The organism is Prauserella muralis (assembly GCF_003202285.1).
In the GTDB taxonomy this organism is placed as follows: domain Bacteria; phylum Actinomycetota; class Actinomycetes; order Mycobacteriales; family Pseudonocardiaceae; genus Prauserella_B; species Prauserella_B muralis.
The window spans coordinates 1,841,797-1,866,185 of sequence record NZ_MASW01000001.1 but is presented as its reverse complement, the minus strand read 5'-3'; the positions used below and the strand labels follow the sequence as shown (position 1 = coordinate 1,866,185).

Below are 24,389 nucleotides of genomic sequence, written 5' to 3'. Positions count from 1 at the left end.
CGTCGCCGTGCTGGCCTGACTCGCCGACGCCGACGGCCAGCCCGCCGGCCTGGGCGGCCAGCACACCGGTGCTCAGGCCGTCAGGCGTTCGGCGGCGGCGTTGACGCGCTCGTCGGTGGCGGTCAGCGCCACCCGGACGTGCCGTCCTCCGCGCGGGCCGTAGAACGTGCCGGGTGCCACGAGGATGCCGCGCTCGGCGAACCAGCCGACCGTGGCGTCGGCGTCCTCGTCACGGGTCGCCCACAGGTACAGCCCCGCCTCGGAGTAGTCGATGCGGAACCCGGCGGCCAGCAGCGCGTCCCGCAGCACGGCACGCCGGGCGGCGTAGCGCTCCCGCTGGGCGGCGAGCGCCTTGTCGTCGCCGAGTGCGACGGTCATGGCCTCCTGCACCGGCCTCGGCACGATCATGCCCGCGTGCTTGCGCACGGCCAGCAGGCGCCTGACGAGGTCCGGGTCGCCCGCGACGAACCCCGCCCGGTAGCTGGCCATGTTGGCCGTCTTGGACAGCGAGTGCACCGCGAGCAGCCCGTCGAGCCGCCCGCCGTGGACGTCGGGGTGCAGCACCGAGACGGGTTCGGCGTCCCAGCCGAGCGCGAGGTAGCACTCGTCGGACACCACCACGGTGCCGCGGTCGCGGGCCCAGTCGACGACCTTGCGCAGGTGCTCCACGCCGAGCACGCGGCCGGTGGGGTTGGACGGCGAGTTCAGCCAGAGCAGCCTGGGCCGTTGCGGCCCCAGCTGGGTGAGCCCGTCCGCGCGCTGCACGCTCGCCCCGGCGAGCAGCGCGCCCACCTCGTAGGTGGGGTAGGCGAGCTCCGGGATGACGACGACATCGCCCTGCCCGGCGCCGAGCAGCGACGGCAGCCACGCCACCAGCTCCTTGGAGCCGATCGTGGGCAGCACGGCATCGGGGTCGAGGCCGTCGGCGCCGTGCCGCCTGCGCAGCGAGTCCACCGCCGCCGCGCGCAGGGCAGGCGTGCCGTGCGTCGTCGGGTAGCCGGGCACGTCCGACACCGACGCGAGCGCGTCGCGGATCGAGTCGGGAACCGGGTCGACCGGGGTGCCCACGGAGAGATCGACGATCCCGCCGGGGTGTGCCCTGGCCCGCTCGGTGTGGCCGGCCAGCGAGTCCCAGGGAAAGGCCGGGAGGCGGCTCATTCGCCCTGCGGCGGCAGATCCTTGATCCACTGCGGGTCGTGCGCGGTCTTGCCGACCTTCGACGCGCCACCCGGCGAGCCCAGTTCGTCGAAGAAGTCGACGTTGGCCTTGGTGTAGGCGCTCCACTCGTCGGGGACGTCGTCCTCGTAGTAGATGGCTTCCACCGGACAGACCGGCTCGCAGGCTCCGCAGTCGACGCACTCGTCCGGGTGGATGTAGAGCATCCGCTCGCCCTCGTAGATGCAGTCGACGGGGCATTCGTCGATGCATGCCTTGTCGAGCACGTCGACGCAGGGCTCGGCGATCACATAGGTCACTGCGTTCTCCTGCTTTGTCCTCTGGTCTGGCCCGTTGCCGGACACTACGCGGTCCCGCCAGGCATCCTAAGCTCAGGCCTGCCTAACGGGTGCGGCCACGTGGACGTGACGAACGACGCCTACCGGGGCCGCCTGCCGGTGGTATCGCGGCTGTCCCCGGTGATCGTGAACCTCGGCTTGTCCTGCCGTGGCTCGCCGTCCTCGTCGTCCTCCCGCCGGGAGCCGACGGCCTGGTTGAAGCCCTCGGCGATCTCCCGCACGAGATCGGCGTTGTGCCGGTCGTCCCTGCGCGCGATGCTCATCGGCCCTCCTTGCTGCGGTTTTGGTACCAATCTAAGCGTGGACCCCGCCGAGGAGATCGAGCAAGCGTGCGCCGATGCGTGGCCGGCGCAGACCGAGCAGCCCCTCGGCGGCTGGCGGCTCAGGGCATCGGTGGACACAGTGGCGCGCAGCGCCTCCGTGGCGGGTGGCGGCGGGAGACGGGTGGGCTTCACCGGCCGGGCCAACAGCGTGCTGGCCGTCGGCGACCCCGGCGTCCCGGTGGCCGAGGCCCTGACCAGGGCCTGTGAGTTCGCCCACGCCCACGGCGTTCCGCCGATGGTGCAGGCGGTCAAGGACGGCCGGGTCGAGCGGGAGCTCGCCGGGCAGGGCTGGCGGCCCTACGTCGAGTACGAGAACGGCCACGAGGTCGCGGTGCTCCTTGGCGCCGTTCCGGCCGGCCCGGCACCGGAGAAGACCGCCGTGCTCGGCGCGCCGACGGCAGGCTGGTGGGAGCTGGCCGTGGGCAGGCCCGAACCGGCGCCCGCGGAGCGGCACGTGCTCACGTCGGGTGCGAAGGTCGGTTTCGGCGTGGCCGAGCTCGACGGCGTCACGGCGGGCGGGGTGCGCGGCTCCGTGGTGGGCGAGACGCTGCTCGTGGCCCGGCTCGCGGTGCGGCCCGGGTACCGCAGGCGGGGCCTGGCGACCGCGCTCATGGCGGCCATCGGCGACTGGGGACGCCGCCGCGGCGCTACGCGCTGCGTCCTGCAGGTTTCGGTGGGTAACACCGGCGCCCTCGCGCTGTACGCCGGGCTGGGTTTCACCGAACACCACCGGTATCGCTACTGGGTTCCGTGAAAGGATCGGGCACCGTGAAGGTTGTCGTAGTCGTCGGCGGGGTCGGCGGCGCCCGCTTCCTGCTGGGAGTGAAGGCCGCGCTCGGACTGCCGCCGATCGGGGAAGCCGGCTCACCGCACGAGGTCACCGCGCTGGTCAACACCGGCGACGACGTGTGGCTGCACGGGCTGCGCATCTGCCCGGATCTGGACACGTGCATGTACACGCTCGGCGGGGGCATCGACACCGAGCGTGGCTGGGGACACGCGGGCGAGACGTGGACGGTCAAGGCCGAGCTGGAGGCCTACGGTGCCGAGCCGACGTGGTTCGGGCTCGGCGACAAGGACATCGCCACCCACCTGATCCGCTCGCGGATGCTGCGGGCCGGATACCCGCTGTCGGCGGTCACCGAGGCCCTGTGCGACCGGTGGCGGCCGGGCGTGCGGCTGCTGCCGATGACCGACGACCGCGTGGAGACCCACGTCGTCGTCGACGACCCCGACGAGCCGGGCAGGCGCAAGGCGCTGCACTTCCAGGAGTGGTGGGTGCGCTACCGCGCCGAGCTGCCCGCGCACTCGATCGTGCCCGTGGGTGCCGACGAGTCCACGCCGGCGCCGGGCGTGCTGGAGGCCATCGAGCAGGCCGACGCCGTGCTGCTGGCCCCGTCGAACCCGGTGGTGTCGATCGGCACCGTGCTGGCGGTGCCCGGCGTCCGGGAGGCCCTGCGCAAGACCGAGGCGGGCATCGTGGGCGTCTCGCCGATCATCGGCCGCAAGCCGGTGCGTGGCATGGCCGACGCGTGCCTCACCGCCATCGGCGTGGAGACCTCCGCCGAGGGCGTCGGCAGGCACTACGGATCGCGGCAGACCTCCGACGAGGGCCTGCTGGACGGCTGGCTGGTGCAGAAGGGGGAGTCGGTGGACGTGCCGGGCGTCGCGGTGTGCCCCGTCCCGCTGCTGATGTCCGATGTGGAGGCCACCGCGAAGATGGCCAGGGTGGCGCTGGAGCTGTCGGGAGTGGACGTTGACTGACCACGCCGCGCCGAGACTGGAGATCCTGCCCGTCACGGGCCTGCCCGAGTTCGCCCCTGGCGACGACCTCACGGGCGCCATCGCGGCGGCCGCGCCGTGGCTGCGTTCCGGTGACGTGGTGGTGGTCACCAGCAAGGTCGTGTCCAAGATCGAGGGCAGGCTGCTCACGGTGCCCGCCGACCCCGAGGCCCGCGACGCGGCCCGGCGCAGGGCCGTCGAGGAGGAGGCCGAGCGCATCCTCGCGCGGATCGGCCGCACCGTCATCACGCAGAACCGGATCGGCGTCGTGCAGGCCGCGTCCGGAGTGGACGCCTCCAACGTGGCGGGTGACAAGATCGCGCTGCTGCCCACCGATCCGGACGCCTCGGCGCTGGCGCTGCGCAACGGGCTGCGCGAGCGCCTCGGCGTGGAGGTGGCGGTGGTCGTCACCGACACGATGGGCCGTGCGTGGCGGGTCGGGCAGACGGACGCGGCCATCGGCTCGTCCGGGCTGCGCGTGCTGCACTCCTACGAGGGCGCGATCGACAGCCAGGGCAACGAGCTGGCCGTCACCGAGATCGCGGTGGCCGACGAGGTGGCCGGCGCGGCCGACCTCGTCAAGGGCAAGCTCACCGGCACGCCGGTGGCGGTGGTGCGGGGACTGGAGATCGGCGACAACACCTCCACCGCCCGCGACCTGGTGCGGCCGGTGGAGGAGGACCTGTTCCGCCTTGGCACCGACGAGGCCATCGCGCTCGGCCGCCGTGAGGCCGTGCTCCTGCGCCGCTCGGTGCGGGAGTTCACCGACGAACCGGTGGCCGAGCACACGCTGCGCAGGGCCATCGGCGCCGCCCTCACCGCGCCCGCTCCGCACCACACGCGGCCGGTGCGCTTCGCATGGCTGCGGAACCGGCCGCAGCGGGTCAAGCTGCTGGAGGCGATGCGCGACGCCTGGCGGGCCGACCTCGCGGGCGACGCCTTCACCGAGGAGCAGATCGCCAGGCGGCTCCGCCGGGGCGACATCCTGTTCAACGCGCCCGAGGTGGTCGTGCCGTTCCTCGTGGCCGAGGGGGCGCACACCTACTCCGACGAGCGCCGCAACGCCTGCGAGCACACGATGTTCACCGTGGCCGGTGGCGCCGCCGTGCAGGGCCTGCTGATCGCGCTGGCCGCCGAGGGGCTGGGCTCGTGCTGGATCGGCTCGACGATCTTCGCGGCCGACGTGGTGCGCCAGACGCTCGGCCTCGGCCCGGAGTGGGAGCCGCTGGGCGCGGTGGCGATCGGCCACCCGGCGAGCGAGCCGGAGCCCCGGGGACCGCGGGAGCTGGGCGAGGGGCTGGTGGAGTTCTAGATGTTGCACGGACGCGCCGTCGCCACGCTGGAGTCCTGGCAGGCGCCGACGGCGGAGCAGGAGTCGCTGCGGCAGGCCTATCTGGGCTTCCTCGCCGCACGGGACGACGCCTGCGCGCGCTCGTGCGCGGCAGGCCACCTGACCGCCTCCGCCGTGGTGCTGGACGAGCCGGGCGAGCGGGTGCTGCTCACCCTGCATCCGCGGGTGGGCCGCTGGCTGCAGCTGGGCGGGCACTGCGAGCCGCGGGACTCCTCGCTCGCCGACGCGGCCCTGCGGGAGGCGGCCGAGGAGTCGGGGCTGGCCGGGCTGAAGCTGGACCCGGACCCGCTGCACCTGGACGTGCACCCGATCACCTGCTCGCTGGGTGTGCCCACCCGGCATTTCGACGTCCGGTTCCTGGTGCGCGCGCCGCGCGACGCGCAACCGGTGGCCAGCGACGAGTCCGACGACCTTGCCTGGTGGCCGGTCGCAGCGCTGCCGCCGGGTACCGAGGACCTCACCGAACTGATCGCCGCCGCGCTGGAACGCGCATGATCGTCCGCATCGACCCTTCGTCGCCGGTGCCGCCGTTCGAGCAGGTGCGCTCGGGCATCGCGGAGCGGATCAACGACGGCCGCCTCGCCGTGGGCGCCAAGTTGCCGACCGTGCGGGCGCTGGCCGCCGACCTGGGCATCGCGCCGAACACCATCGCCCGCGCCTACCGCGAGCTGGAGGAGGCCGGGCTCATCGAGACGCGCGGCAGGGCGGGCAGCTTCGTCGGCGCGGGCGGCGAGCAGAGCAGGCAGCGGGCCCGTGAGGCCGCCGCCGCCTACGCCGACACCGTCCACCGGCTCGGTATCGACCCTGCCGAAGCGCTGGCGATCGTCCGCGCCGCCCTCGAAGCCTGACGTCCCCTTGCCGCCCGGCAAGCTCCCCAATGCCACATTTGTTCCACTCAACGGAGCGAATGCGGCATTCGCTCCATCCAGTGGAGCGAATGCCGCATTGGGGAGCTTTCAGGGGACCTGGTACTCGGCGTCGCGGGCATCGGTGATCGCCATGTGGCCGGGGGCGTGGCCGATGGCGAACGGTGGCTTCGAGCGCATCACCGCCGCCTGCGGCGTCACACCGCACGCCCAGAACACCGGAACCTCCCCGGGCCGCACCTCCACGGGCTCGCCGAAGTCCGGGTTGGCGAGGTCGTCGATGCCCAGCAGCCCGGGCGAGCCGACGTGCACCGGCGCACCGTGCACGGCCGGATACCGCGACGTCACCCGCACCGCCGTGGCCACCAGCTCCGCGGGCACCGGCCGCATCGACACCACGAGCGGGCCCGACATCCGCCCCGCGGGACGGCATTCGCGGTTGGTGCGGAACATCGGGACGTTCGAGCCCGCGTCGAGATGCCGCACCGGCACGCCCGCCTCCCGCAGCGCGGCCTCGAACGTGAAGCTGCAACCGATGAGGAACGACACGAGGTCGTCGCGCCACAGGGCGGTGACGTCGGTGCGCTCGTCGACCAGCGCACCGTCCCGGTAGATCCGGTAGGCGGGCAGGTCGGTGCGCAGGTCGCCCGCGAAGATCGACGCGCTCGTCTCGCCCGGCTCGGTGACGTCCAGCACCGGGCAGGCCTGCGGGTTGCGCTGCGCGAAGAGCAGGAAGTCGTAGGCGAACTCGCGCGGCAGGCTCAGCAGGTTCGCCTGCGTCCAGCCGGGGCAGTGGCCGGCGGTGGGCACCCGCAGGCCGGACCGGAACTTCTCCCTCGCCTCGGACGGTGACAGCATGGCTAGACCCTCCTCTTCTCCCTCGCGAACCGCAGGCGCATCCCCGGCCGCGCCTGAGCCGCTCTGTCCACATCGGCCGCGACGACCACGGCGATCACCGGGTAGCCCCCGGTCACCGGGTGGTCGGCGAGAAACAGCACCGGCCTGCTCGACGGCGGCACCTGCAGCGCACCCGTGACCATGCCCTCGCTGGGCAGTTCCTCGTCCCTCACCCGGTCCAGCGCCGGGCCGTCGAGCCGGATGCCGATGCGGTTGCTCTCCGGCGTCACCGTGTACGGCTCGCGCAGCAACGTCGCCAGCGCCTCCCCGGCGAACCAGTCGGCACGCGGACCGGGAACCACGGTCAGCAGCAGCTCCTCCTCCGCGGGGGCGGCCACCGGCGCGAAACCGACCGGCGGCCACGTGGACGGCGGCTCGCCCACCGGTAGCACCACGCCCTCGCGCAGCGGGTCCGGGCCAAGCCCGGCGAGGACGTCGGTGGAGCGTGAGCCCAGCACCGGCTCCACCGCGACCCCGCCCCGCACGGCGACGTAGCTGCGCAGGCCCCGCTCCGGGACACCGAGCCGCAGCTCGGCACCCTCGGGCACCCGCAACACCGCGTTGGCGGCCTCGCCCCTCCCGCCGACCTTCACCGGGCACGGTGCCCCGGTGACGGCGACGGTCAGGTCCCGCAGGGCTCGCGCCACGAACCCGCCGAGGGTGACCTCCACGGCCGCCGCGTTCTCCTCGTTGCCGACGAGCCGGTTGGCCAGCCGCAGCGCACCCCGGTCGGCCGCGCCCGAGGCGCCGACGCCGATGCCCGCGTGGCCGGGACGGCCCAGGTCCTGCACCGTCGACAGTGGACCCGTGCCCACGACCTCCAGCCCCGGTGTCATGCCGACTCCTCGAAGCGGACGCGCACCCCCGGCCGCAGCAGCGCGGGCGGGTCCCGGTCCACCTGCCACATGGGCAGGTCCGTGTGCCCGATCAGCTGCCAGCCGCCCGGCGACTCCCTCGGGTAGATGCCGGTGAACGTGCCCGCGAGCGCCACCGCCCCCTCGGGCACCCGGGTGCGCGCCTCGGCCCTGCGTGGCACCGCCAGCCGGGACGAGCCGCCCGTCAGGTACCCGAAGCCGGGCGCGAACCCGCCGAACGCGACCGTCCACTCCGCACCCGTGTGCTCGGCGACGACCTCACGCTCGGTGAGCCCGGTCAGCTTCGCCACGTCGGCGAGGTCGGCGCCGTCGTAGGTCACCGGAACCCGCAGCAGCTCCCGCTCCGCCCGCGAGACCTCGGCGGGCCGGGTGGAGCGCACCACGCGCTCCACCTCGGCCGGGTCGGCGCACCGGGGATCGAGCCGCAGCAGCAGGGTTCTCGCGGCGGGCACGAGGTCGACGACGCCGCGCGGCGGGTCGGCCTCCAGCGCCGCGTGCAGAGCCCGGACCTCGTCGAGATCGTGCAGCTCGACCAGCAACCCGGAGTCGGCACACGGCAGCACGCGCATCGTCAGCTCCACAGCTCCGCTATACCACTGAGCGAGTTCCAGCCGAGGTACAGCGTCAGCAGCCACGCAAGCACGCCGAGCACCAGCAGCCAGCGCGGATAGCGGTAGCCGCCGAGCAGATCCCGCCGCCGCGCCGCCACCCACATCAGCACACCGAACCCGACGGGCAGGATGAGCCCGTTCAGCGCGCCCGCGAGGATCAGCAGTGTCGTCGGGGTCTGGTTGAGCAGCACGAACGCGATGCCGGAGACCACGATGAAGGCGATCACCAGCCAGTTGCGCCGCCGCTGCAGCGCGGGCGAGAACGTCACCAGGAACGACACGGACGTGTAGGACGCGCCGAGCACCGAGGTGATCCCCGCCGCCCACAGCACCATGCCGAACAGCCGCAGCCCGACCTCGCCCGCGGCGTGGGAGAACGCGTCGGCCGCAGGGTTGCCCTCGGCGAGCACCACGCCGCCCGCCACGACACCGAGGATCGCGAGGAACAGCAGCGCCCGCATCACGCCGGTGACCAGCAGCGCGGTCACCGAGCTGCGCGACACCCGCGCCACCTGCTCGGGCCCGGTGACGCCGGAGTCGACAAGCCGGTGCGCGCCCGCGTAGGTGATGTAGCCACCCACCGTGCCGCCGATCAACGTCGTGATGGTGAGGAAGTCGACGGTGTCGGGCACGACGGCCTGCGTCAGCGCCTCGCCGACCGGCGGGCCGGACACGATGGCCACGTACGCGGTGAGCGCGATCATCACCGCGCCGAGCACCACGACGAGGCGGTCCATCGCCAGCCCCGCCCGCTTGCTGAGGAAGATGCCGATCGCGATGAGCGCCGAGACGGTGCCCCCGATCTTGACCTCGAGCCCGAACAGCGCGTCGAGGCCGAGCGAGGTGCCCGCGATGTTGCCGATGTTGAACACCAGCCCGCCGAACACCACGAGCGCGGCCATGACGTAGCCGACCCCGGGGAGAACGCGGTTGCCGAGGTCCTGCGCCCGCATGCCGGACACGCCGATGACCCGCCACACGTTCAGCTGCACCGCGATGTCCACCAGGATCGACACGAGGATCGCGAAGGCGAACGCCGCACCGAGCTGGACGGTGAATGTCGTCGTCTGGGTGATGAATCCGGGTCCGATGGCGCTCGTGGCCATCAGGAAGATCGCGCCGAGCAGTGCGCCGCGCTTGAGGACACCGCCCGCCGTGCTGGTCTCGCCGCTGGTCCGCGTCGTGCTCTCGTCGGCCATGAGAGGGCCTCCCCTTCATGTGGTGTGCGGGAGACGGTACAGAGTTGTTGAACAATCCTGCAAGACTCTTGTTCGACTTCCCTTGTTAAGCTGGCAGCACGCCAGAACGGAGGCCCCATGACCGGCACCGAGGTGTGGGTGGACCTGCTCGCGGGCGACCGCTCGCTGCTCGACCGCACCAGCACCGCCGAACGCGTCGCCGACGTGCTGCGGCAGCGCATCATCGAGGGCGGCCTCCCCCCGGGTACCCGGCTGTCGGAGGAGAGCGCGGGCCGCGCGCTGTCGGTCTCGCGCAACACGCTGCGCGAGGCGTTCCGGCTGCTCGTCCACGAGCGGCTGCTGGTGCACGAGTTCCATCGCGGCGTCTTCGTGCGGGTGCTCGACGCCGAGGACGTGGTGGACCTCTACCGGGTGCGGCGCCTGCTGGAGACCAGCGCACTGCGGCGGGCCCGCGACGCACCCACCGAGCGCATCGCCGCGATCGGCCAGGAGGTCAGCGTCGCCGAGCGGGCCGCCGCGCAGGAGCGCTGGCTCGACGTCGGCACCGCGAACATGCGCTTCCACCAGGCCATCACCGCACTGGCGGGCAGCCCGCGCGTCGACGAGATCATGCGCCAGGTGGTGGCGGAGCTGCGCCTGGCGTTCCACGTGATGTCGCGGCCGCGAGAGTTCCACGAGCCCTACATCGAGCTCAACCGCGGCATCGCCGACCTCATCGGCGCAGGCTCCTACGCCGAGGCCGAGCGCAGGCTCGACGACTACTTCGGCGTCGCCGAGTCCCAGCTCGTCGAGGCGTTCCGTCAGATCGCGCGGTAGTCCCGCACCGGCATCCGCGGCCCGAACCGGGGCCGCGAGTACCCCGCCGCCTCCAGGTAACGCACGGCGCGCTGGCGCTGCGGCGCGTACGGCGCGAGCACGGCGTGCATGCCCTCGTCGTCGAGTGCCCTGCCGACGAGCGCGTGCCCCACGATGGCCGGGATGTGGAAGTCGCCGAAACTCACCGCATCCGGATCGCCCCACGCGCGCTGCGCGATCTCGGCCGCCGTCCACACCCCGATGCCGGGAACGTGCCGCAGCAGCGACCTGCCCTCGGCACCGCGCAGCGTGGCCGCCCGCTCCAGCCGGTGCGCCACCCGCGCCGCCGCGATCAGCGCCGAGCGCCTGCTGTGGTCCACTCCGGCCTTGTGCCAGTTCCAGTCCACGATGGACCGGATCGCGGCCGGCGTCGGCGGCACCCGCATCCCGGCGGGAGCGGGTCCCGGCGCAGGCTCACCGAACCGGCGGCACAGCTCCCGCCACGAGCGGCGGGCCTCGTAGCCGGTGACCTTCTGCTCCAGCACGGCCGGGATCAGCACGTCCCACACGCGCCCGGTGGCGCCCAGCCGCAACGTCGGCAGCCGCCTCCGGGCCCACGCGACGGCGTCGTGGTGGGCGACGAAGCCGGAGTCGTCATCGTCGGCACCCAGCAGCGCGGGCACCCCCTCCAGCAATGGCTCCGCGCCGCCACCCCACGCCCGCGCCTCGACGGCGCCGTCGGCACCGGCCCGCAGCATGAGCGTGCCGGCGCCGGTCGGGGTGTTCGCGGCGAGCCAGAACCGCCCGGACTCGTCCTGCCGCAGGCACGGGTCGCCCTTGCCCCGCCGCAGCGGGGCGAGCACGGTGGGCAGGTCGACGGTGAACGGTGGCCGCCACCGCCGGGTCGCCGGAGGTTCAGACATCGCTGGAGAACCTGATCGCGCCGTCGGGCAGGGCGATGTCCGGCCACACGCGGGCGCCGTCCAGCAGCTCACAACCCGCGCCGACCGACGCGCCGTCGCCGAGCACCACACCGCGTAACACCGAGCCCGCACCCACCCGGGCGCCCTTGCCCAGCACCGAATGCTCCACCACGGCGCCCTCGGCCACGTGCGCGTCGTCGAACAGCACCGAGCCGGTGACGCGCGCGCCAGCGCCGACGCGCGCGCCGGTGCCCAGCGTCGCACCGCCCGTGACGACGGCGTCGGGCGCGACCGATGCGCCGTCGAGGCTCAGCAGCTCACCGGACGGGCCCGGCAGCGCCGAGGTGGGCGCGAGACCACGCACGAGGTCGGCCGAGCCGCGCACGAACGCCTCCGGCGTCCCGACATCGAGCCAGTACGAGGTGTCCACGAAGCCCTGCACGTGAGCACCGGAGGCCAGCAGATCCGGAAACGTCTCGCGCTCGACCGACACCCTGCGCCCCGCCGGGATCGCCTCGACGACCTCGCGGCGGAACACGTAGCAACCCGCGTTGATCTGGTCGGTCGGCGGGTTCGGGGTCTTCTCCAGAAACGCCGTCACGCGGCCGGTGTCGTCGGTGGGCACCGAGCCGAAGCGGCTGGGGTCGGGCACGCGCTGCAGGTGCAGGGTGACGTCGGCGCCCGCCTTGCGGTGGGTCGCGACGAGCTCGCCGAGGTCGGCGCCGGAGAGGATGTCGCCGTTGAAGATCACGGCGTCGTCGGCACGGAGCCTGCCGGACACGTTGCGGATCGCGCCCGCCGTGTCGAGCGGCTCGGACTCCACGACGTACTCGATCTCCAGTCCGAGGCCGGAACCGTCGCCGAAGTAGTCCTCGAACACCTCGGCACGGTACGACGTGCCGAGCACGACATGGGTCATGCCCGCCTCGCGGATGCGCGAGAGCAGGTGCGACAGGAACGGCACGCCCGCCGTCGGCAGCATCGGCTTGGGCGCCGACAGCGTCAGCGGGCGCAGCCGGGTGCCCTTGCCGCCGACGAGGATCACGGCATCGGCACCGGAAACGGACGTCATCGCGGGCACCCTTCCCTCATCGTGTCACCAACCGCCGACAAACCGGGGGAAACGCTGACGGTTTCCGGCCGGAGGCCCTACCCTAGACACGAAAGCGGCGGCCCCGGCGAGAGAGGGCCTCGGTGACGTACGGGAGGCGAGGGCATGGACCCCCGCGATCGGGCGGACGCCGTGCTGTCCCGCGCGCAGGCGCGGAACGGCGTGGTGACTCCGGACAACATGGTCTCACCGATGGACGCCGCGAACACCCAGCAGATACCGCGATCCGTCGTGCGGCGCATCGACGGTGAGGACGATCCGGACACCACCACGCAGCTGCCGTCGTCGCTCATCGAGAGCAACGACAGTCACCTCGCCGAGGTGCCGCCGACCACCCGCCTCGACCCGCCACCGGCACCCGGCCCCGGGGACGGGGAGCCGGACGTGGAGGAGACGGAGATCAGCGGACTGGTCCCGACCACTCGCACGCGCCCGGCCAAGTCCAACGTCGCCCGCCGGCTGGAAGGCCTGTAGCCGCGCCGTGGTGGTCAGCCGCGCCGGGTCTCCAGGCGCAGCCGCACGGCGAGCCCGGCCCGGATCGCGGCGAGCAACGGCTTCCACAGCAGCCCCCGATGCCGGTCGGCGAGGTAGCGGTACGCGCTGTCGTGGTGGGCGGCGAGCATCCGCGCCGACACCTTCGACGTCGCCTGCCCGCCGATGTGCATCACTCCGGCCGAGGGCACGTACACGTTGAGCCAGCCTGCCCTGCCGAGCCGGTCGCCGAGATCGACGTCCTCGAAGTACATGAAGTACCGCGGGTCGAAGCCCTCGACCGAGTCGAACGCCTCGCGCCGCAGGAGCTGGCACGAGCCGGACAACCAGCCCGCCGTGCGCTCGACCGGCTCGCCCTTCTCCTGCCGGTAGGCGCGGGTCCACGGGTTGCCGGGCCACACCTTGCCGAAGAGGGCGTGCCCGACGCCGCGGCCCAGCGAGGGCAGCAGCCTCGCCGACGGGTACACGCTGCCGTCCGGTTCGCGGATCAGCGGGCCGAACGCGCCGCCGCGCGGCCAGCGCTCGGTGGCCTCCAGCAGTGTGTCGAGCGAGCCGGGGTCCCACTCCAGGTCCGGGTTGGCGACGACGATCCAGCCGATGCTCTCGTCCAGCTCGGCGACGCCCCGGTTGGCGCCTGCCCCGTAGCCGAGGTTCTCGCCGGTCCGCACGAGGCGCACGTTCGCGCGCTCGGCGGCCTTCTCCGGGGCGCCGTCGACGGAACCGTTGTCGGCGAGCACCACCCGCACGTCACGGTCGGTGGCCTTGTCGAGGGTGTCGAGGAAGCGCTCGAGGGTCTCGCCCGGCGAGTACGTCACGGTCACCACGGCGACCCCGTCGCCGTACGTCTTCGGCTGGGTCACGCGGTCATTGTGCACCCAGCACGCACGGTAACGGGGCGGCGGGCACGCTCGCGCGCCGGCGCCCCGTTCGCCGCGTCAGCTCACCGCCTGGCGGATGAGGTCGGCGATGCGCGCCCTCACCTCGCGCGTCACCTCCGTCACGGCGTAGCTCGTCGCCCACATCGGGCCGTCGTCCAGGTTGGCGTCGTCGTTGAACCCGAGCGTGGCGTAGCGCGACGTGAACTTGTCCGCGCTCTGGAAGAAGCAGACGACGTTGCCGTCCCGTGCGTAGGCGGGCATCCCGTACCACAGCCTGGGTGCGAGCATCGGGGCATTGGCCTTGACGGCGGCGTGCACGCATTCGGCGATCACCCGGTCGGACTCGGGCATCTCGGCGATCTTGGCGAGGACGTCGCGCTCCGCCTCAGCCGCCTTCTCCGCCCGCGACCTGCGCCGCGACTCCTTCTTCACCTCCTGCGCGCGCTCCTTCATCGCGGCGCGCTCCTCGGCCGTGAATCCCTGGTACGTGCTGGTCCTGGTGCTGCTCATGACAGGCTCCTTTCGACGATGGTGGTGCTGTCGCCGGGCGTGCGGCGGCAGCGCGGGTGAGCGCGGCGATCAGGTCGGGCTGGCGGTAGCGGCACATCAGGACCGCGCCGCCATCGAGGTGGTCTCCCAGCCGAAGCCGTCCGGGTCGGTGAACGGCTCGGCGGCACCGCCGATCGCGATGCGGTGCGACCCGCTGCCCTCGGCGGGGACGCCGGCGTCCTTGGCCAGGGCCTTGCGGCGGTACAGGCCCAGCTTGACGGGGCCCTGCCCGGCGGCGAACTCGACGTACATGCGGCCGAAGCTCTTGGCCACGGTGAGGCCGCGGTCGACGTAGAAGCGTTTGCTCGCGGCGACGTCGCTGACCCCCAGCAGGAGCACGAGGGCGTCGACCTGCCCGGTGGCCGGGCCGGTGTCCTTCTTGGCCGGGGTCGCCACCTTCCAGATCGTGCCGTCCGGGGCTCTGACGACGCCGCCGTGGCCCCACAGGGACTTCGCGACGGGCTTGAGCGTCGTGGCCCCGGCGTCGAGGGCGGCGTTGAACAGGGCGTGGACGTCGGCGGGCTGGGACATGATGAGCGAAAGGGTGAACCCGCGAAAGCCGGTGGTCGGTTCCTGCGAGGCCCGCAGGCGCAGTTCGTCGCCCAGCCCGAAGGCGGTGGTGTAGAAGCGTCCGGCGGCCGCAGGGTCGGCCACCTCGAGGGTGATGGTGTCGATGGAAGTCATGGTGGTAACGCTAGGCGCAGCCCGGTGACCAGCGCTTCTTGATTCCTGACCGGTCTGGGCGGCCGGCTACCACCACGGGTGGGGCGCGCTGGCCCGCCCGTACTCCCCGGGGCGTCCCCTGCTGCCACCCGTGGGCCGATGCCCGCGCCCCTGTCCTGCTCCTACCGTCGGCGCAGGCAGGGCAGCGCGGCACGGGCCCGCTCGGGAAGGAACGTCATGCGAGAGCCGGAGAACAACGACGGCGGCCTGCGCTGGGGGCTGATCGTCGCACTCGGCGCCGTGGCACTGGTCAGGCCGGTGCTGAGCATCGTGGGCGCGCTGGATGCGCTCGGCAAACCCTGGAGCCCGATCGCGGTGACCGCGCTGATCGCGATCGTGTGGACCGGCGCCGCCGTCGCGACCCGCGCCGAGCGGCCCGTGCCCACCCTGGCGCTGGCCGGGGTGGCCTACGCGGTCCTGGCGATCGTGCTCAACCTGGTGACGGCCACGGTCACCGACGAAGGCCGGTTCGTCACCGTGCCCGGCGCGATCGCCATGCTGGCGACCAACGCCCTGTACGGCGCCGTGCTGGGCGTGGTGGCCCACGGCCTGCTCCGGCTTCGCGAACGGGCCCGGCGCTGACGCGCGTTACACCTGACCGGCGGTGAGTCGGTACCGGTGCCAGGCGCGGTCGTAGGCCTCCCGGTGCCGGTCGGCGGTCGTGGCCCACGAGAACTCCTTGGCCCTGCGCTGCGCGGCCTCCGCCAGTGCCGCCCTCCGCGTCGGGTCGTCCAGCAGCTCGCCGATGGCTGCCGCGACGTCACCCGCGCCCACCCCGCAGTAGGCCACCGCGTCACCGCCGACCTCAGGCAGCGCGAGCCGCCGGGTGGTGAGCACGCAGGCCCCGGAGGCCATCGCCTCCAGCACCGGCAGCCCGAAGCCCTCCCCCAGGCTCGGGTAGGCCACCAGTTCCGCACCGCCGAGGAAGCCGGCCAGGGTGTCGAACGGCAGGTAGCCCGCGCGGATCACCCGCAACCGGTGCGGCACGGAGTCGAGGGCGTTCTCCACCTGGCTGTCCCAGCCAGGCTGCCCGGCGAGCACTAGCGCGGGCGGGTCCTGCCGGTTCGCGACGGCCAGCGCGAAGCCCCTGATCAGCGCGGGCACGTTCTTGCGCGGTTCGAGCGCGCCGAGAAACGCCACGTACGGGGTGTCGCCGAGGCCGACCGCGTCCCTGGCGGCACGCACCTCCTCCGGCGACGGCGGGTGGAACCGTTCGTTGTCGACGCCGTGCTGGATGACCTCCAGCTCGGCACCGCGAACCCGGGTCACGCGCCGCAGCTCCGCGGCGGTCGCCTCGCTCGGCACCACGCACACCGACGCCCGGCGCAGCGCCGTGGTCGTCCACGCCCGGAAGAACCGGGCCTTCACCGACGAGTGCAGCACCGCGTCGGTGAAGAACGTCGCATCGTGCAGCGTCACGACCGATGCCGCCCGGCTGGCGAGCGGCATCGTGTAGTGCGGGGAATGGACCACGTCCACGCCCAGTCTCCGCACGAGTCTCGGCAGGGTGGTCTGCTCCCAGGTCAGCCGCGCGGTCCTGGTGGCCGTCGACTCGGCGGTCCGGACCACGCGCGCACCCGGCGCGAGCCGCGTGTACAGCTCGGCATCCCTCGGCTGGCACACGACGGTGAACTCAGCCCCGCCCTGGTGGAGCGCGGCGACGAGCGAGTCGACGTAACGACCGACACCACCACGGTCGGCGGGGACGGCCGTGGCGTCGATCAGCACACGTGGTTGAGCCACCCGTGCAGACTACGGGGCCTCGCCGCGCCGTTGGACAGAATCCAACAAAGTGGGCCTCACCTCGCAGGATCATGCAGGGCCCAGACGGCCTTCGCCGCCTCGGCCCAGGAGAACGCGGCGGCCCGGCGGCGACCGGCTTCGGCCAGCTCAGCGGCCCTGCGCGGGGACGACAGCACCTCCCGCAACGCGCCGGCGAGCGCCCGCGCGTCCCGCCGCGGCACCGTGAGCCCGGCCCCGCCGGCCACCTCGGCCAGCGCGGGGGCGTCCGAGTGCACCACCGGCACCCCGGCCGCCATGGCCTCCAGCACGGGCAGCCCGAATCCCTCCGCCAGGCTGGGCGCCGCCAGCACGCTCGCCCCGCGCAGCACGCCTGCCAGCTCGGCGTCGGACAGCCTGCCCAGCACCCGCACGCGCCCCGGTTCGACACCGTGCTCGCGTGCCAGCGCCGCCGGGTCGAGCCCGCCCCAGCCGGGCTGGCCGGCCAGCAGCAGCGGCACGTCGAGCCCGGCCATGGCCTCCACCAGCACGTCCACGCCCTTGCGCGGCTCGAGCGTGCCGATCGCCAGCACGTAGCGCTCCGGCACGTCCACCGGCGCGGACGCGGGCAGCTCGGTGACGCCGTGCGGGACCACCCGCACGGGCGCGGGCCCGCTCACCCGGCCCGCCAGGTCGGCGGCGACGGCCGCGGTGGGCACCACGAGGGCGGTCGCCCGCCGCGCCGCCCTGCCGATCATCTGCCGGTGCCAGCGCACGCCGCGCGGCGTCAGCGTCTCCGGGTGGGTCCACGGCACGGTGTCGTGGACGGTGACCGTCAGCGTGCGGCCCCGGCCCGCGCGCGACGGCGCGAGCGGAGTGGGCGCGTGCACCGCGGCACCGCCCGGCCACAGCGGCACCCCGGCCTGCCAGGCGGCCACCAGTGCCCTCCTCGGCAGCGGCAGCATCCTCGGCCCGCGCACTCCCTCCACCCGCGCGGGCTCGGCGTCGGCGTGCCGGGCCACGGCGCTGGCGAGGGTCCAGCCGTCCGGGGTGGTGGCGGCGAGCGCGCGCAGCAGCTCGGCGGTGTAGCGGCCGGTGCCGCCCGGCACCGGGGCGAGCAGCTGCTCGGCGAGCACGACCAGTTGGGGCACGCCGCTATTCTGCCCCGGTGCCGCTCACCACCGTCATCGTCGTCACCTGGCGGGGCAGGGACCACGTCGCCGACTGCCTCGACGCCCTCGCCGCGCAGGATCGTCCACACCGGACGATCGTGGTCGACAACGCCTCCGACGACGGCACCGCCGACGTGCTCGCCGCGCACCCGTCCCGGCCCGAGGTGCTGCGCCTGTCCCGCAACACCGGATACGCGGGCGGCATCGCGGCCGCGCTGTCCGCTGTGGACACCGAGTACGTGGCCTGGCTCAACGACGACGCCGCGCCGCGGCCAGGCTGGCTGGCCGCGCTCGAGGACGCGATGGGCCAGGGGGTGGCGGCCGTGGCCTCGCGGCTGGAGTATCCGGACGGCACCGTGCAGTCCACCGGCGTCCGGCTCACCGCCGACGGGCACGGCGCCGACTCGACCGCGGAGGGTGCCCCGTTCGGGTTCTGCGGCGGCGCGGCATTGCTGCGCACCGAGGCCCTGCGGGCCGCGGGGGGCGTTCCGGCGGGCTTCTTCTGCTACTACGAGGACACCGACACGGCCTGGCGGCTGCGGCTGGCCGGGTGGGACATCCGGCTGGCACCGGATGCCGTGGCGCGGCACCGGCACGGCGCGAGCACCCGGCCCGGCTCGGTGGCCTTCCACCGCTGGAACGAACGCAACCGCCTGCTCATGCTGCTGCGCTGCGCCCCGGCCGCGGTCGCCGCGCGCGAGCTGGGCCGCTTCACGGCGCTCACCCTGTCACTGCCCGTGCGCAGGCGAGTACCCGATGCGGCGAACTTCCGCGTCCGGCTGCGCCTGCGCGTGCTCGCCGAGGTGACGCTGCGGCTACCGGCGACACTCGCGCAGCGTCGCGCCGTCGGCGCGCGGTGCACGGTGGACCGAGGCGTGGTCTGGCGGCGCTGGGCCTGCCGATAAGCTCCGCTGCGACAGCGCGTGCTGACGACGACGAGGAGCGCGGCCTTGGCTCAGGGGGACACGACACACCCGCCCGTCTCGGTCGTCGTGGTGAACTACCGCGGCGCCGACGACACGATCGCCTGCCTGCGCGCCCTCGGTGAACTCGGCTACCCCCGGCTGGAGATCATCTGCGTCGACAACGACTCCCCCGGCGACGACGCCGCCCGCATCCGCGCCGCCGTGCCGGAGGCGACCGTCGTCGGCTCCGAGCGCAACCTCGGCTTCGCGGGTGGCTGCAACCTGGGCGCCCGCCACGCGAGCGGCACCGTGCTCGCGTTCCTCAACAACGACGCCCGCCCCGCGCCCGGCTGGATCGACGCCGCCGTCGCCGCGCTGCGGGCCGACCCCGCGGTGGCCGCCGTGGCGAGCAAGGTGCTCGACGCCGAGGGCACCGGCACCGACTTCGTGGACGGCGGGCTCACCTGGTTCGGCATGGGCTACAAGCGCCACGCGGGCACGCCGATCGCCGACGTGCCCCCCGCCGAGCACGAGACCGCCAAGGACGTCCTGTTCGCCACCGGCGCGGCCATGTTCGTGCGCGCGTCGGTGTTCGCCGAGCTCGGCGGGTTCGACGAACGCTTCTTCATGTTCTACGAGGACGTGGACCTCGGCTGGCGGCTCAACCTGCGCGGCTGGCGGGTGCGCTACGTCCCGGAGTCGCTGGCCTACCACCGCCACCACGGCACCATGTCCGAAGTGGACACGCCGGACAGCGGCCGCGAGACCTTCCTGCTGGAACGCAACGCCCTGTGCGCGCTGTACAAGAACCTCGCCGACGACACCCTCGCCAGGGCGCTGCCCGCGGCGCTGGCGCTGACCGTGCGCAGGGCCACCGCCCGCGGCGAGCTGGACCCCACGCAGCTGGATCTGGAGCGCGACGCGGGCACGCCGGAGACCGCGCCCGTGCCGGTGCCACGCAGCACGCTCGCCGGGGTGCTGGCCGTCGACCAGTTCGTGGAGCTGCTGCCGTCACTGGCGCAGGCAAGGCAGGCCGAGCAGGCCGCGCGGGTGCGCACCGACGCCGACCTGCTGCCGCTGCTGCGCAACGCGCTGGAGCCCGCCTACCCCCTGCCGCGCTACCTGGCCGCGCACGACATCCTCGTCGCCGCCTTCGGCATCGAGCAGGCGTTCGGCAAGCGCCGCCGCGTCCTCGTCGTCACCGGCGACGCCATCACCGAGCGCATGGCGGGCCCGGCCATCCGGGCCTGGAACATCGCCACCGTGCTCTCCGCCGAGCACGACGTCCGGCTGGTGACGGTCAACCCGCTCGCCGACCCGCCGCCCGCGCCGTTCGCGGTCAGCGCGGCCCGCCGCCGCGACCTCACCGAGCCGATCGAGTGGGCCGACATCGTGATCCTGCAGGGCCACGTGCTGGAGATGGCTCCCGCGCTGAAGGACGAGCACTCGCACAAGATCGTCGTCTGCGACCTGTACGACCCGATGCACCTGGAACTGCTGGAGCAGGGCAAGGACGCGCCCGACGACCGCAGGAGCGCCGACCTGGCCGGGGTCACGCGCGTGCTCGACGCGCAGCTGGAGCGCGGTGACTTCTTCCTCTGCGCCTCTCAGCGGCAGCGGCACTTCTGGCTCGGTCACCTGGCCGCACTCGGGCGGCTCTCGCCGCGGCTCTACGACGCCGACCCCACCACGCGGTCCCTGCTGTCGGTCGTCCCGTTCGGGCTCTCGGCGACCCCGCCGCGGCGCACCGGCCCCGGCCTGCGGGCGTCGCTGGACGGCATCGCCGACACCGACCACGTGGTGCTGTGGGCGGGTGGCGTCTACAGCTGGTTCGACCCGCTGACGCTCGTGCGCGCCGTCGGGCAGCTCAGCGAGCGCAGGGCCGGCCTGCGGCTGGTGTTTCTCGGCATGCGTCACCCGAATCCCGAGGTGGCGGAGATGGACATCGGCACGCGCACGGTCCGGCTCGCGGACTCCCTCGGCCTCACCGGCAAGCACGTGTTCTTCAACGAGCAGTGGGTGCCCTACGGCGAGCGGCAGAACTGGCTGCTCGACGCCGACTGCGGGGTCACCACCCACTTCGAGCACGTGGAGACCACGTTCGCGTTCCGCACGCGAGTGCTGGACTACCTGTGGGCGGGACTGCCGATCGTCACCACCGACGGCGACGCGTTCGCCGACCTGGTGCGCGAGGAACGGCTCGGCGTCGTGGTGCCCGCCGAGGACCCGGACGCGCTGGCCGAGGCGCTGGAGCGCTGCCTGTACGACGCCGAGTTCGCGGCGGCCTGCCGGGAACGCATCGCGGTCGTCGCCGAGCGGTACACGTGGCCGACCGTGCTGGCGCCGCTGGTGGAGTTCTGCCGCGACCCGCGTCCGGCGGCCGACCGGCTGCCCGGTGCCGCCGACCTGGTGCCCTCGGAGCCGCTGCGCGGAGCCGAGCTTGTGCGCAGGGACCTGGCCCTGGTCAGGGAGTACCTGGCCGAGGGGGGCCCGGCCGAGCTCGCCCGCCGCGCCGCGGGCCGGGTGCGCAAGCTCGCCCGGCGGGGGCGGCACCGTGGCTAGGACCGCGCTGCGGGTGCTGCTGGACGGCACGCCGTTGCTGGGCAACCGCACCGGCATCGGCCGCTACACCGCGTCGCTGTCCGAGGAGCTGGCCTCGATGTCCGATGTGGACACGCGGGCCGTGGCGTTCACGTTGCGCGGCTGGCGCCGCCTGCGCACGGTACTGCCGCACGGGGTGCGGGCGCGCGGGATGCCCGTGGCGGCACGGCTGCTGCGCAAGGCGTGGCTGCGCTCGTCGTTCCCGCCCGTGGAGCTGTTCGCCGGGCCGACCGACGTCGTGCACGGCACCAACTTCGTCCTGCCGAGCGCGGCCCGCGCCGCCGGGGTGCTCACCATCCACGACCTGGCCTTTCTCGACGCGCCGGGAGAGCTGCCGCCGAGCGACAGGGAGTTGCCGGAGCTGGTCCGGCGCGGTGCCGCGAAGGCCGACGTCGTCTGCACGCCGACCGCCGCGGTCGCCGACGCCGTGGCGGAGCGGCTCGGCATCGACAGGGGCAAGGTCGAGGTGACGCCGCTCGGCGTGGACGCGGGCTGGTTCACCGGGCGGCCGCCGAGCGACACCGTGCGGGAGCGGCTGGGCCTGCCAGGCCGGTACGTCCTCTTCGCCGGGGCGGCGGGCCCGCGCAAGGGCCTCGACTGGCTGGTCAAGGCGCACGGCCTGAATCCGGACCTGCCGACGCTGGTGTTCGCCGGGCCCGGCGGCTTTCCGCGGGGCGAGCGCCTGCACCACATCGGCTACCTGTCCGACCTCGACCTGCAGCGGGTGGTGGCCGGTGCGGCGGCGCTGGTACTGCCGTCCCGGGACGAGGGGTTCGGCCTGCCCGTGCTGGAGAGCATGGCGTGCGACGTGCCGGTGGTGTGCACGGACGTGCCCGCGCTGCGCGAGGTGTCGGGCGGGCTGGCCAGGCTGGTTCCCTACGGCGACGTCGAGGGCCTCGCGGCTGCGCTGGCCGAGGCGGTGGAGGAGCCGAAGGCGGCCTCGGCGTCGGCGACCCGCAGGGCGCACGCGGCCAGCTTCACGTGGCGCCGCTGCGCCGCGGCCACGGTGTCCGCCTACCGCAGGGCCGTCGAGCTCCACTAGCGCCCACCGCCACCGAGCCCACGGTGACCTTGGGTACGTACCGTGTACCCAAGGTGCCCTTCGGCTCGCCCGCAGGCCGTTCAGCCGCGCTGGAAGTAGGCGTGCAGTGCCTCGCGCCACGGGCGCAACGGTGTCAGCCCCGCCTCGGTCCACGACGCCGACGACAGCACCGAGTAGGCGGGCCGGGGCGCGGGGCGCGGGAACTCCTCGGTGGTGCACGGCCGCACGCGCTCCGGGTCGGCGCCCAGCTCGGAGAAGATGGCGCGGGCGAAGGCGAACCAGGTGGTCTCGCCACCACCGGTGCAGTGCAGCACCCGCCGGGCGGGTCCCGCGCCGTCGGCGATCCGGCCCGCGAGCTGGAGCAGCCCCGCCGCGAGGTCGGCCGACCACGTCGGCGTCCCGCGCTGGTCGTCCACAACGGACAGCGTGTCGCGTTCCTTCTCCAGCCGGGTCATGGTCTTGACGAAGTTGGCGCCGGCCTCGCCGTACACCCAGGACGTGCGCACGATCCACGCCTGCGCGCCCGAGCCGAGCACCGCGTCCTCCCCGGCGGCCTTGGTGCGCCCGTAGGCGCTGCGGGGCCCGAGCGGGTCGTCCGGCTCGTAGGGCCGGTCGCCGTCGCCGGCGAAGACGTAGTCGGTGGACAGGTGCACCAGGGGAACGCGCCGCGAGGAACAGGCCGCGGCGAGCACCCTCGGGCCGTCGGCGTTGACGGCGAAGGCGCGGTACTCGTCGGTCTCGGCCGCGTCCACCGCCGTGTAGGCGGCAGCGTTGACGACGATCGGGAACCGGCCGCTCTCCCTGGCCCTGGCGGCCAGTGCCGAGACGGCCTCCACGACGGCGCCCGCCTCGGTCACGTCCAGCTCGCCCGACCCGGGGGCGCGCACGTCCACGCCCTCGCCCGCACCGCCGGCGCGGCCGGCACGGTCAGCACGGCCGGCAAGGTCAGCAAGGTCAGCAAGGTCACTGCCCACCTGGCCCGTGCCACCGGGCACCAGGATCGCCAGACCCGCCACGGCCATCACCTCCCTGTCAGCGTGGCCCGGCCCTTCAACGGCTCCCACCACGCGCGGTTCTGCGAGTACCAGCGGACAGTGTCGGCGAGGCCGGTCTCGAAGTCGATCCGGGGCTCGTACCCGAGTTCCGTACGGATCTTGCCGATGTCGACCGAGTACCGCCGGTCGTGCCCCTTGCGGTCCTCCACCGGCTCGACCATCTCCCAGCCCGCGCCGACGGCGGCCAGCAGGCGCTCGGTCAGCTCGCGGTTGGTGAGCTCGGTGCCGCCGCCGATGTTGTAGATCTCGCCCGGCCTGCCCCGGTCGGCGACGAGCTGGATGCCGTGGCAGTGGTCGTCCACGTGCAGCCAGTCGCGCACGTTGAGCCCGTCGCCGTAGAGCGGCACCGGCTTGCCGTCGAGCAGGTTCGTCACGAACAACGGGATGACCTTCTCCGGGAACTGATACGGGCCGTAGTTGTTCGAGCACCGCGTGACACACACGGGCAGCCCGTAGGTGCGGTGGAACGACCGCGCCAGCAGGTCCGACGACGCTTTCGACGCCGAGTACGGCGAGTTCGGCTCCAGCACGTGGTCCTCCGACCACGAGCCGCTCTCAATCGAGCCGTACACCTCGTCGGTGGAGACGTGCACGAATTTTCCGACACCCGCGTCGTGAGCGGCCTGCAGCAGCGTCTGCGTGCCGAGCACGTTGGTGAGCACGAAGTCGGCCGAGCCCAGGATCGAGCGATCCACATGCGACTCCGCCGCGAAGTGGACGACGAGATCGACGCCGGCCATCAGCTCGCCGACCAGTGCGCCGTCGCAGATGTCGCCGCGGACGAAACGCAGCCGTTCCTCGGCGGCCACGGGCACGAGGTTGCTCTCGCTGCCCGCGTAGGTGAGCTTGTCGAGCACCACGACCTCGGCGTCGCGCAGCGAGGGATACGCACCGGTGAGCGCCTGCCGCACATAGTGCGACCCGATGAACCCCGCTCCACCGGTGACCAGCACTCGCATGTGTTTCCTCCCGGACTCGTCGGGGCAGTCTGTCACGGGCTGCCCCG

27 protein-coding genes are annotated in these 24,389 nt (G+C 73.6%); 11 read left to right on the top strand and 16 right to left on the bottom strand.

Going from position 1 to position 24,389, the window contains the following annotated elements:
* Positions 1-72 precede the first annotated feature (72 nt).
* The 3 genes from dapC to BAY60_RS09945 all read right to left on the bottom strand — a co-directional run bounded on the left by dapC (position 73) and on the right by BAY60_RS09945 (position 1,777).
* Positions 73-1,158: a succinyldiaminopimelate transaminase gene (gene dapC / locus BAY60_RS09955; protein ID WP_112280440.1), complete on the bottom strand. Its 1,086-nt coding sequence runs from the start codon at positions 1,156-1,158 to the stop codon at positions 73-75.
* Complete coding sequence (fdxA, locus tag BAY60_RS09950) at positions 1,155-1,475, bottom strand: ferredoxin (RefSeq protein WP_009152606.1); 321 nt, start codon at positions 1,473-1,475, stop codon at positions 1,155-1,157. The genes dapC and fdxA overlap by 4 nt, the downstream gene beginning before the upstream one ends.
* A gap of 119 nt (positions 1,476-1,594) precedes the next feature.
* Positions 1,595-1,777, bottom strand: coding sequence for a hypothetical protein (locus BAY60_RS09945; protein ID WP_112280439.1), 183 nt, complete (start codon positions 1,775-1,777; stop codon positions 1,595-1,597).
* Between the two features lie 37 nt (positions 1,778-1,814).
* Between BAY60_RS09945 and BAY60_RS09940 the strand changes: the two genes are divergently transcribed.
* The 5 genes from BAY60_RS09940 to BAY60_RS09920 are packed head-to-tail and all read left to right on the top strand — an operon-like array spanning position 1,815 to position 5,818.
* On the top strand, positions 1,815-2,591 hold the full coding sequence (locus BAY60_RS09940; RefSeq protein WP_112280438.1) for a GNAT family N-acetyltransferase: 777 nt from the start codon (positions 1,815-1,817) through the stop codon (positions 2,589-2,591).
* A gap of 14 nt (positions 2,592-2,605) precedes the next feature.
* Positions 2,606-3,601 (top strand): 2-phospho-L-lactate transferase, encoded by a 996-nt coding sequence (cofD, locus tag BAY60_RS09935; protein WP_112280437.1) that lies wholly within the window; start codon positions 2,606-2,608, stop codon positions 3,599-3,601.
* A complete protein-coding gene (locus BAY60_RS09930; RefSeq protein WP_170160340.1) occupies positions 3,594-4,931 on the top strand; it encodes a coenzyme F420-0:L-glutamate ligase in 1,338 nt (445 codons plus the stop codon). The genes cofD and BAY60_RS09930 overlap by 8 nt, the downstream gene beginning before the upstream one ends.
* Positions 4,932-5,465, top strand: coding sequence for an NUDIX hydrolase (locus tag BAY60_RS09925; RefSeq protein WP_112280435.1), 534 nt, complete (start codon positions 4,932-4,934; stop codon positions 5,463-5,465).
* Entirely contained in the window at positions 5,462-5,818 is a 357-nt protein-coding gene (locus BAY60_RS09920; protein ID WP_112280434.1) for a GntR family transcriptional regulator, read from the top strand. Before BAY60_RS09925 ends, BAY60_RS09920 begins: the two co-directional genes overlap by 4 nt.
* A 108-nt stretch (positions 5,819-5,926) precedes the next feature.
* On the opposite strand, the gene BAY60_RS09915 is transcribed toward BAY60_RS09920, so the two are convergent.
* Genes BAY60_RS09915 through BAY60_RS09900 form a run of 4 tightly spaced genes read right to left on the bottom strand, consistent with a single transcriptional unit; the run spans position 5,927 to position 9,418 of the window.
* Positions 5,927-6,691, bottom strand: a complete 765-nt coding sequence (locus BAY60_RS09915) for a putative hydro-lyase (RefSeq protein ID WP_211330286.1) — start codon at positions 6,689-6,691, stop codon at positions 5,927-5,929.
* A 5-nt stretch (positions 6,692-6,696) separates the two neighbouring features.
* Entirely contained in the window at positions 6,697-7,569 is an 873-nt protein-coding gene (locus tag BAY60_RS09910; protein WP_112280432.1) for a 5-oxoprolinase subunit C family protein, read from the bottom strand.
* Positions 7,566-8,177 carry a 5-oxoprolinase subunit B family protein gene (locus BAY60_RS09905; RefSeq protein WP_112280843.1) on the bottom strand — a complete coding sequence of 204 codons (612 nt, stop codon included), beginning with the start codon at positions 8,175-8,177 and terminating at the stop codon, positions 7,566-7,568. The genes BAY60_RS09910 and BAY60_RS09905 overlap by 4 nt, the downstream gene beginning before the upstream one ends.
* Positions 8,178-8,179: 2 nt before the next feature.
* A complete protein-coding gene (locus BAY60_RS09900) occupies positions 8,180-9,418 on the bottom strand; it encodes an NRAMP family divalent metal transporter (RefSeq protein ID WP_112280431.1) in 1,239 nt (412 codons plus the stop codon).
* A 117-nt stretch (positions 9,419-9,535) separates the two neighbouring features.
* Here BAY60_RS09900 and BAY60_RS09895 point away from each other — a divergent pair, with 117 nt between their 5' ends.
* Positions 9,536-10,234, top strand: a complete 699-nt coding sequence (locus BAY60_RS09895) for a GntR family transcriptional regulator (protein ID WP_112280430.1) — start codon at positions 9,536-9,538, stop codon at positions 10,232-10,234.
* On the opposite strand, the gene BAY60_RS09890 is transcribed toward BAY60_RS09895, so the two are convergent.
* Together BAY60_RS09890 and manB are read right to left on the bottom strand one after the other, a co-directional pair.
* Positions 10,219-11,136 (bottom strand): DNA-3-methyladenine glycosylase family protein, encoded by a 918-nt coding sequence (locus tag BAY60_RS09890; protein WP_112280429.1) that lies wholly within the window; start codon positions 11,134-11,136, stop codon positions 10,219-10,221. The two genes, BAY60_RS09895 and BAY60_RS09890, sit on opposite strands and share 16 nt — an antisense overlap.
* Positions 11,129-12,208 carry a mannose-1-phosphate guanylyltransferase gene (manB, locus tag BAY60_RS09885; protein WP_112280428.1) on the bottom strand — a complete coding sequence of 360 codons (1,080 nt, stop codon included), beginning with the start codon at positions 12,206-12,208 and terminating at the stop codon, positions 11,129-11,131. The genes BAY60_RS09890 and manB overlap by 8 nt, the downstream gene beginning before the upstream one ends.
* Positions 12,209-12,352: 144 nt before the next feature.
* Here manB and BAY60_RS09880 point away from each other — a divergent pair, with 144 nt between their 5' ends.
* On the top strand, positions 12,353-12,721 hold the full coding sequence (locus BAY60_RS09880; protein WP_112280427.1) for a hypothetical protein: 369 nt from the start codon (positions 12,353-12,355) through the stop codon (positions 12,719-12,721).
* A gap of 14 nt (positions 12,722-12,735) precedes the next feature.
* Here the strand turns inward: BAY60_RS09880 and BAY60_RS09875 are convergent, their stop codons facing one another.
* The 3 genes from BAY60_RS09875 to BAY60_RS09865 form a co-directional block, all read right to left on the bottom strand.
* Positions 12,736-13,614 carry a glycosyltransferase family 2 protein gene (locus BAY60_RS09875; RefSeq protein WP_112280426.1) on the bottom strand — a complete coding sequence of 293 codons (879 nt, stop codon included), beginning with the start codon at positions 13,612-13,614 and terminating at the stop codon, positions 12,736-12,738.
* Between the two features lie 60 nt (positions 13,615-13,674).
* Complete coding sequence (locus BAY60_RS09870) at positions 13,675-14,127, bottom strand: iron chaperone (protein ID WP_112280425.1); 453 nt, start codon at positions 14,125-14,127, stop codon at positions 13,675-13,677.
* Positions 14,128-14,223: 96 nt separating this feature from the next.
* Positions 14,224-14,850, bottom strand: coding sequence for a VOC family protein (locus tag BAY60_RS09865; RefSeq protein WP_112280424.1), 627 nt, complete (start codon positions 14,848-14,850; stop codon positions 14,224-14,226).
* A gap of 216 nt (positions 14,851-15,066) precedes the next feature.
* Here BAY60_RS09865 and BAY60_RS09860 point away from each other — a divergent pair, with 216 nt between their 5' ends.
* Entirely contained in the window at positions 15,067-15,471 is a 405-nt protein-coding gene (locus BAY60_RS09860; protein ID WP_112280423.1) for a hypothetical protein, read from the top strand.
* Between the two features lie 6 nt (positions 15,472-15,477).
* Here BAY60_RS09860 and BAY60_RS09855 read toward each other — a convergent pair whose 3' ends face one another.
* Both BAY60_RS09855 and BAY60_RS09850 read right to left on the bottom strand, forming a co-directional pair.
* Positions 15,478-16,632, bottom strand: a complete 1,155-nt coding sequence (locus tag BAY60_RS09855; protein ID WP_112280422.1) for a glycosyltransferase family 4 protein — start codon at positions 16,630-16,632, stop codon at positions 15,478-15,480.
* A gap of 56 nt (positions 16,633-16,688) precedes the next feature.
* Positions 16,689-17,759: a glycosyltransferase family 4 protein gene (locus tag BAY60_RS09850; RefSeq protein ID WP_112280421.1), complete on the bottom strand. Its 1,071-nt coding sequence runs from the start codon at positions 17,757-17,759 to the stop codon at positions 16,689-16,691.
* A gap of 17 nt (positions 17,760-17,776) precedes the next feature.
* Here BAY60_RS09850 and BAY60_RS09845 point away from each other — a divergent pair, with 17 nt between their 5' ends.
* From BAY60_RS09845 to BAY60_RS09835, 3 genes are read left to right on the top strand one after another with little or no spacing between them, the layout of a single operon-like run.
* Complete coding sequence (locus BAY60_RS09845; RefSeq protein ID WP_112280420.1) at positions 17,777-18,685, top strand: glycosyltransferase family 2 protein; 909 nt, start codon at positions 17,777-17,779, stop codon at positions 18,683-18,685.
* Positions 18,686-18,730: 45 nt separating this feature from the next.
* Positions 18,731-21,247, top strand: a complete 2,517-nt coding sequence (locus BAY60_RS09840) for a glycosyltransferase (RefSeq protein ID WP_112280419.1) — start codon at positions 18,731-18,733, stop codon at positions 21,245-21,247.
* On the top strand, positions 21,240-22,328 hold the full coding sequence (locus BAY60_RS09835; RefSeq protein WP_211330214.1) for a glycosyltransferase family 4 protein: 1,089 nt from the start codon (positions 21,240-21,242) through the stop codon (positions 22,326-22,328). Before BAY60_RS09840 ends, BAY60_RS09835 begins: the two co-directional genes overlap by 8 nt.
* A gap of 80 nt (positions 22,329-22,408) precedes the next feature.
* Here the strand turns inward: BAY60_RS09835 and rfbD are convergent, their stop codons facing one another.
* On the bottom strand, positions 22,409-23,350 hold the full coding sequence (gene rfbD / locus BAY60_RS09830) for a dTDP-4-dehydrorhamnose reductase (protein ID WP_211330213.1): 942 nt from the start codon (positions 23,348-23,350) through the stop codon (positions 22,409-22,411).
* Positions 23,350-24,342, bottom strand: a complete 993-nt coding sequence (rfbB, locus tag BAY60_RS09825; protein ID WP_112280417.1) for a dTDP-glucose 4,6-dehydratase — start codon at positions 24,340-24,342, stop codon at positions 23,350-23,352. Before rfbB ends, rfbD begins: the two co-directional genes overlap by 1 nt.
* Between the last annotated feature and the right edge of the window lie 47 nt (positions 24,343-24,389).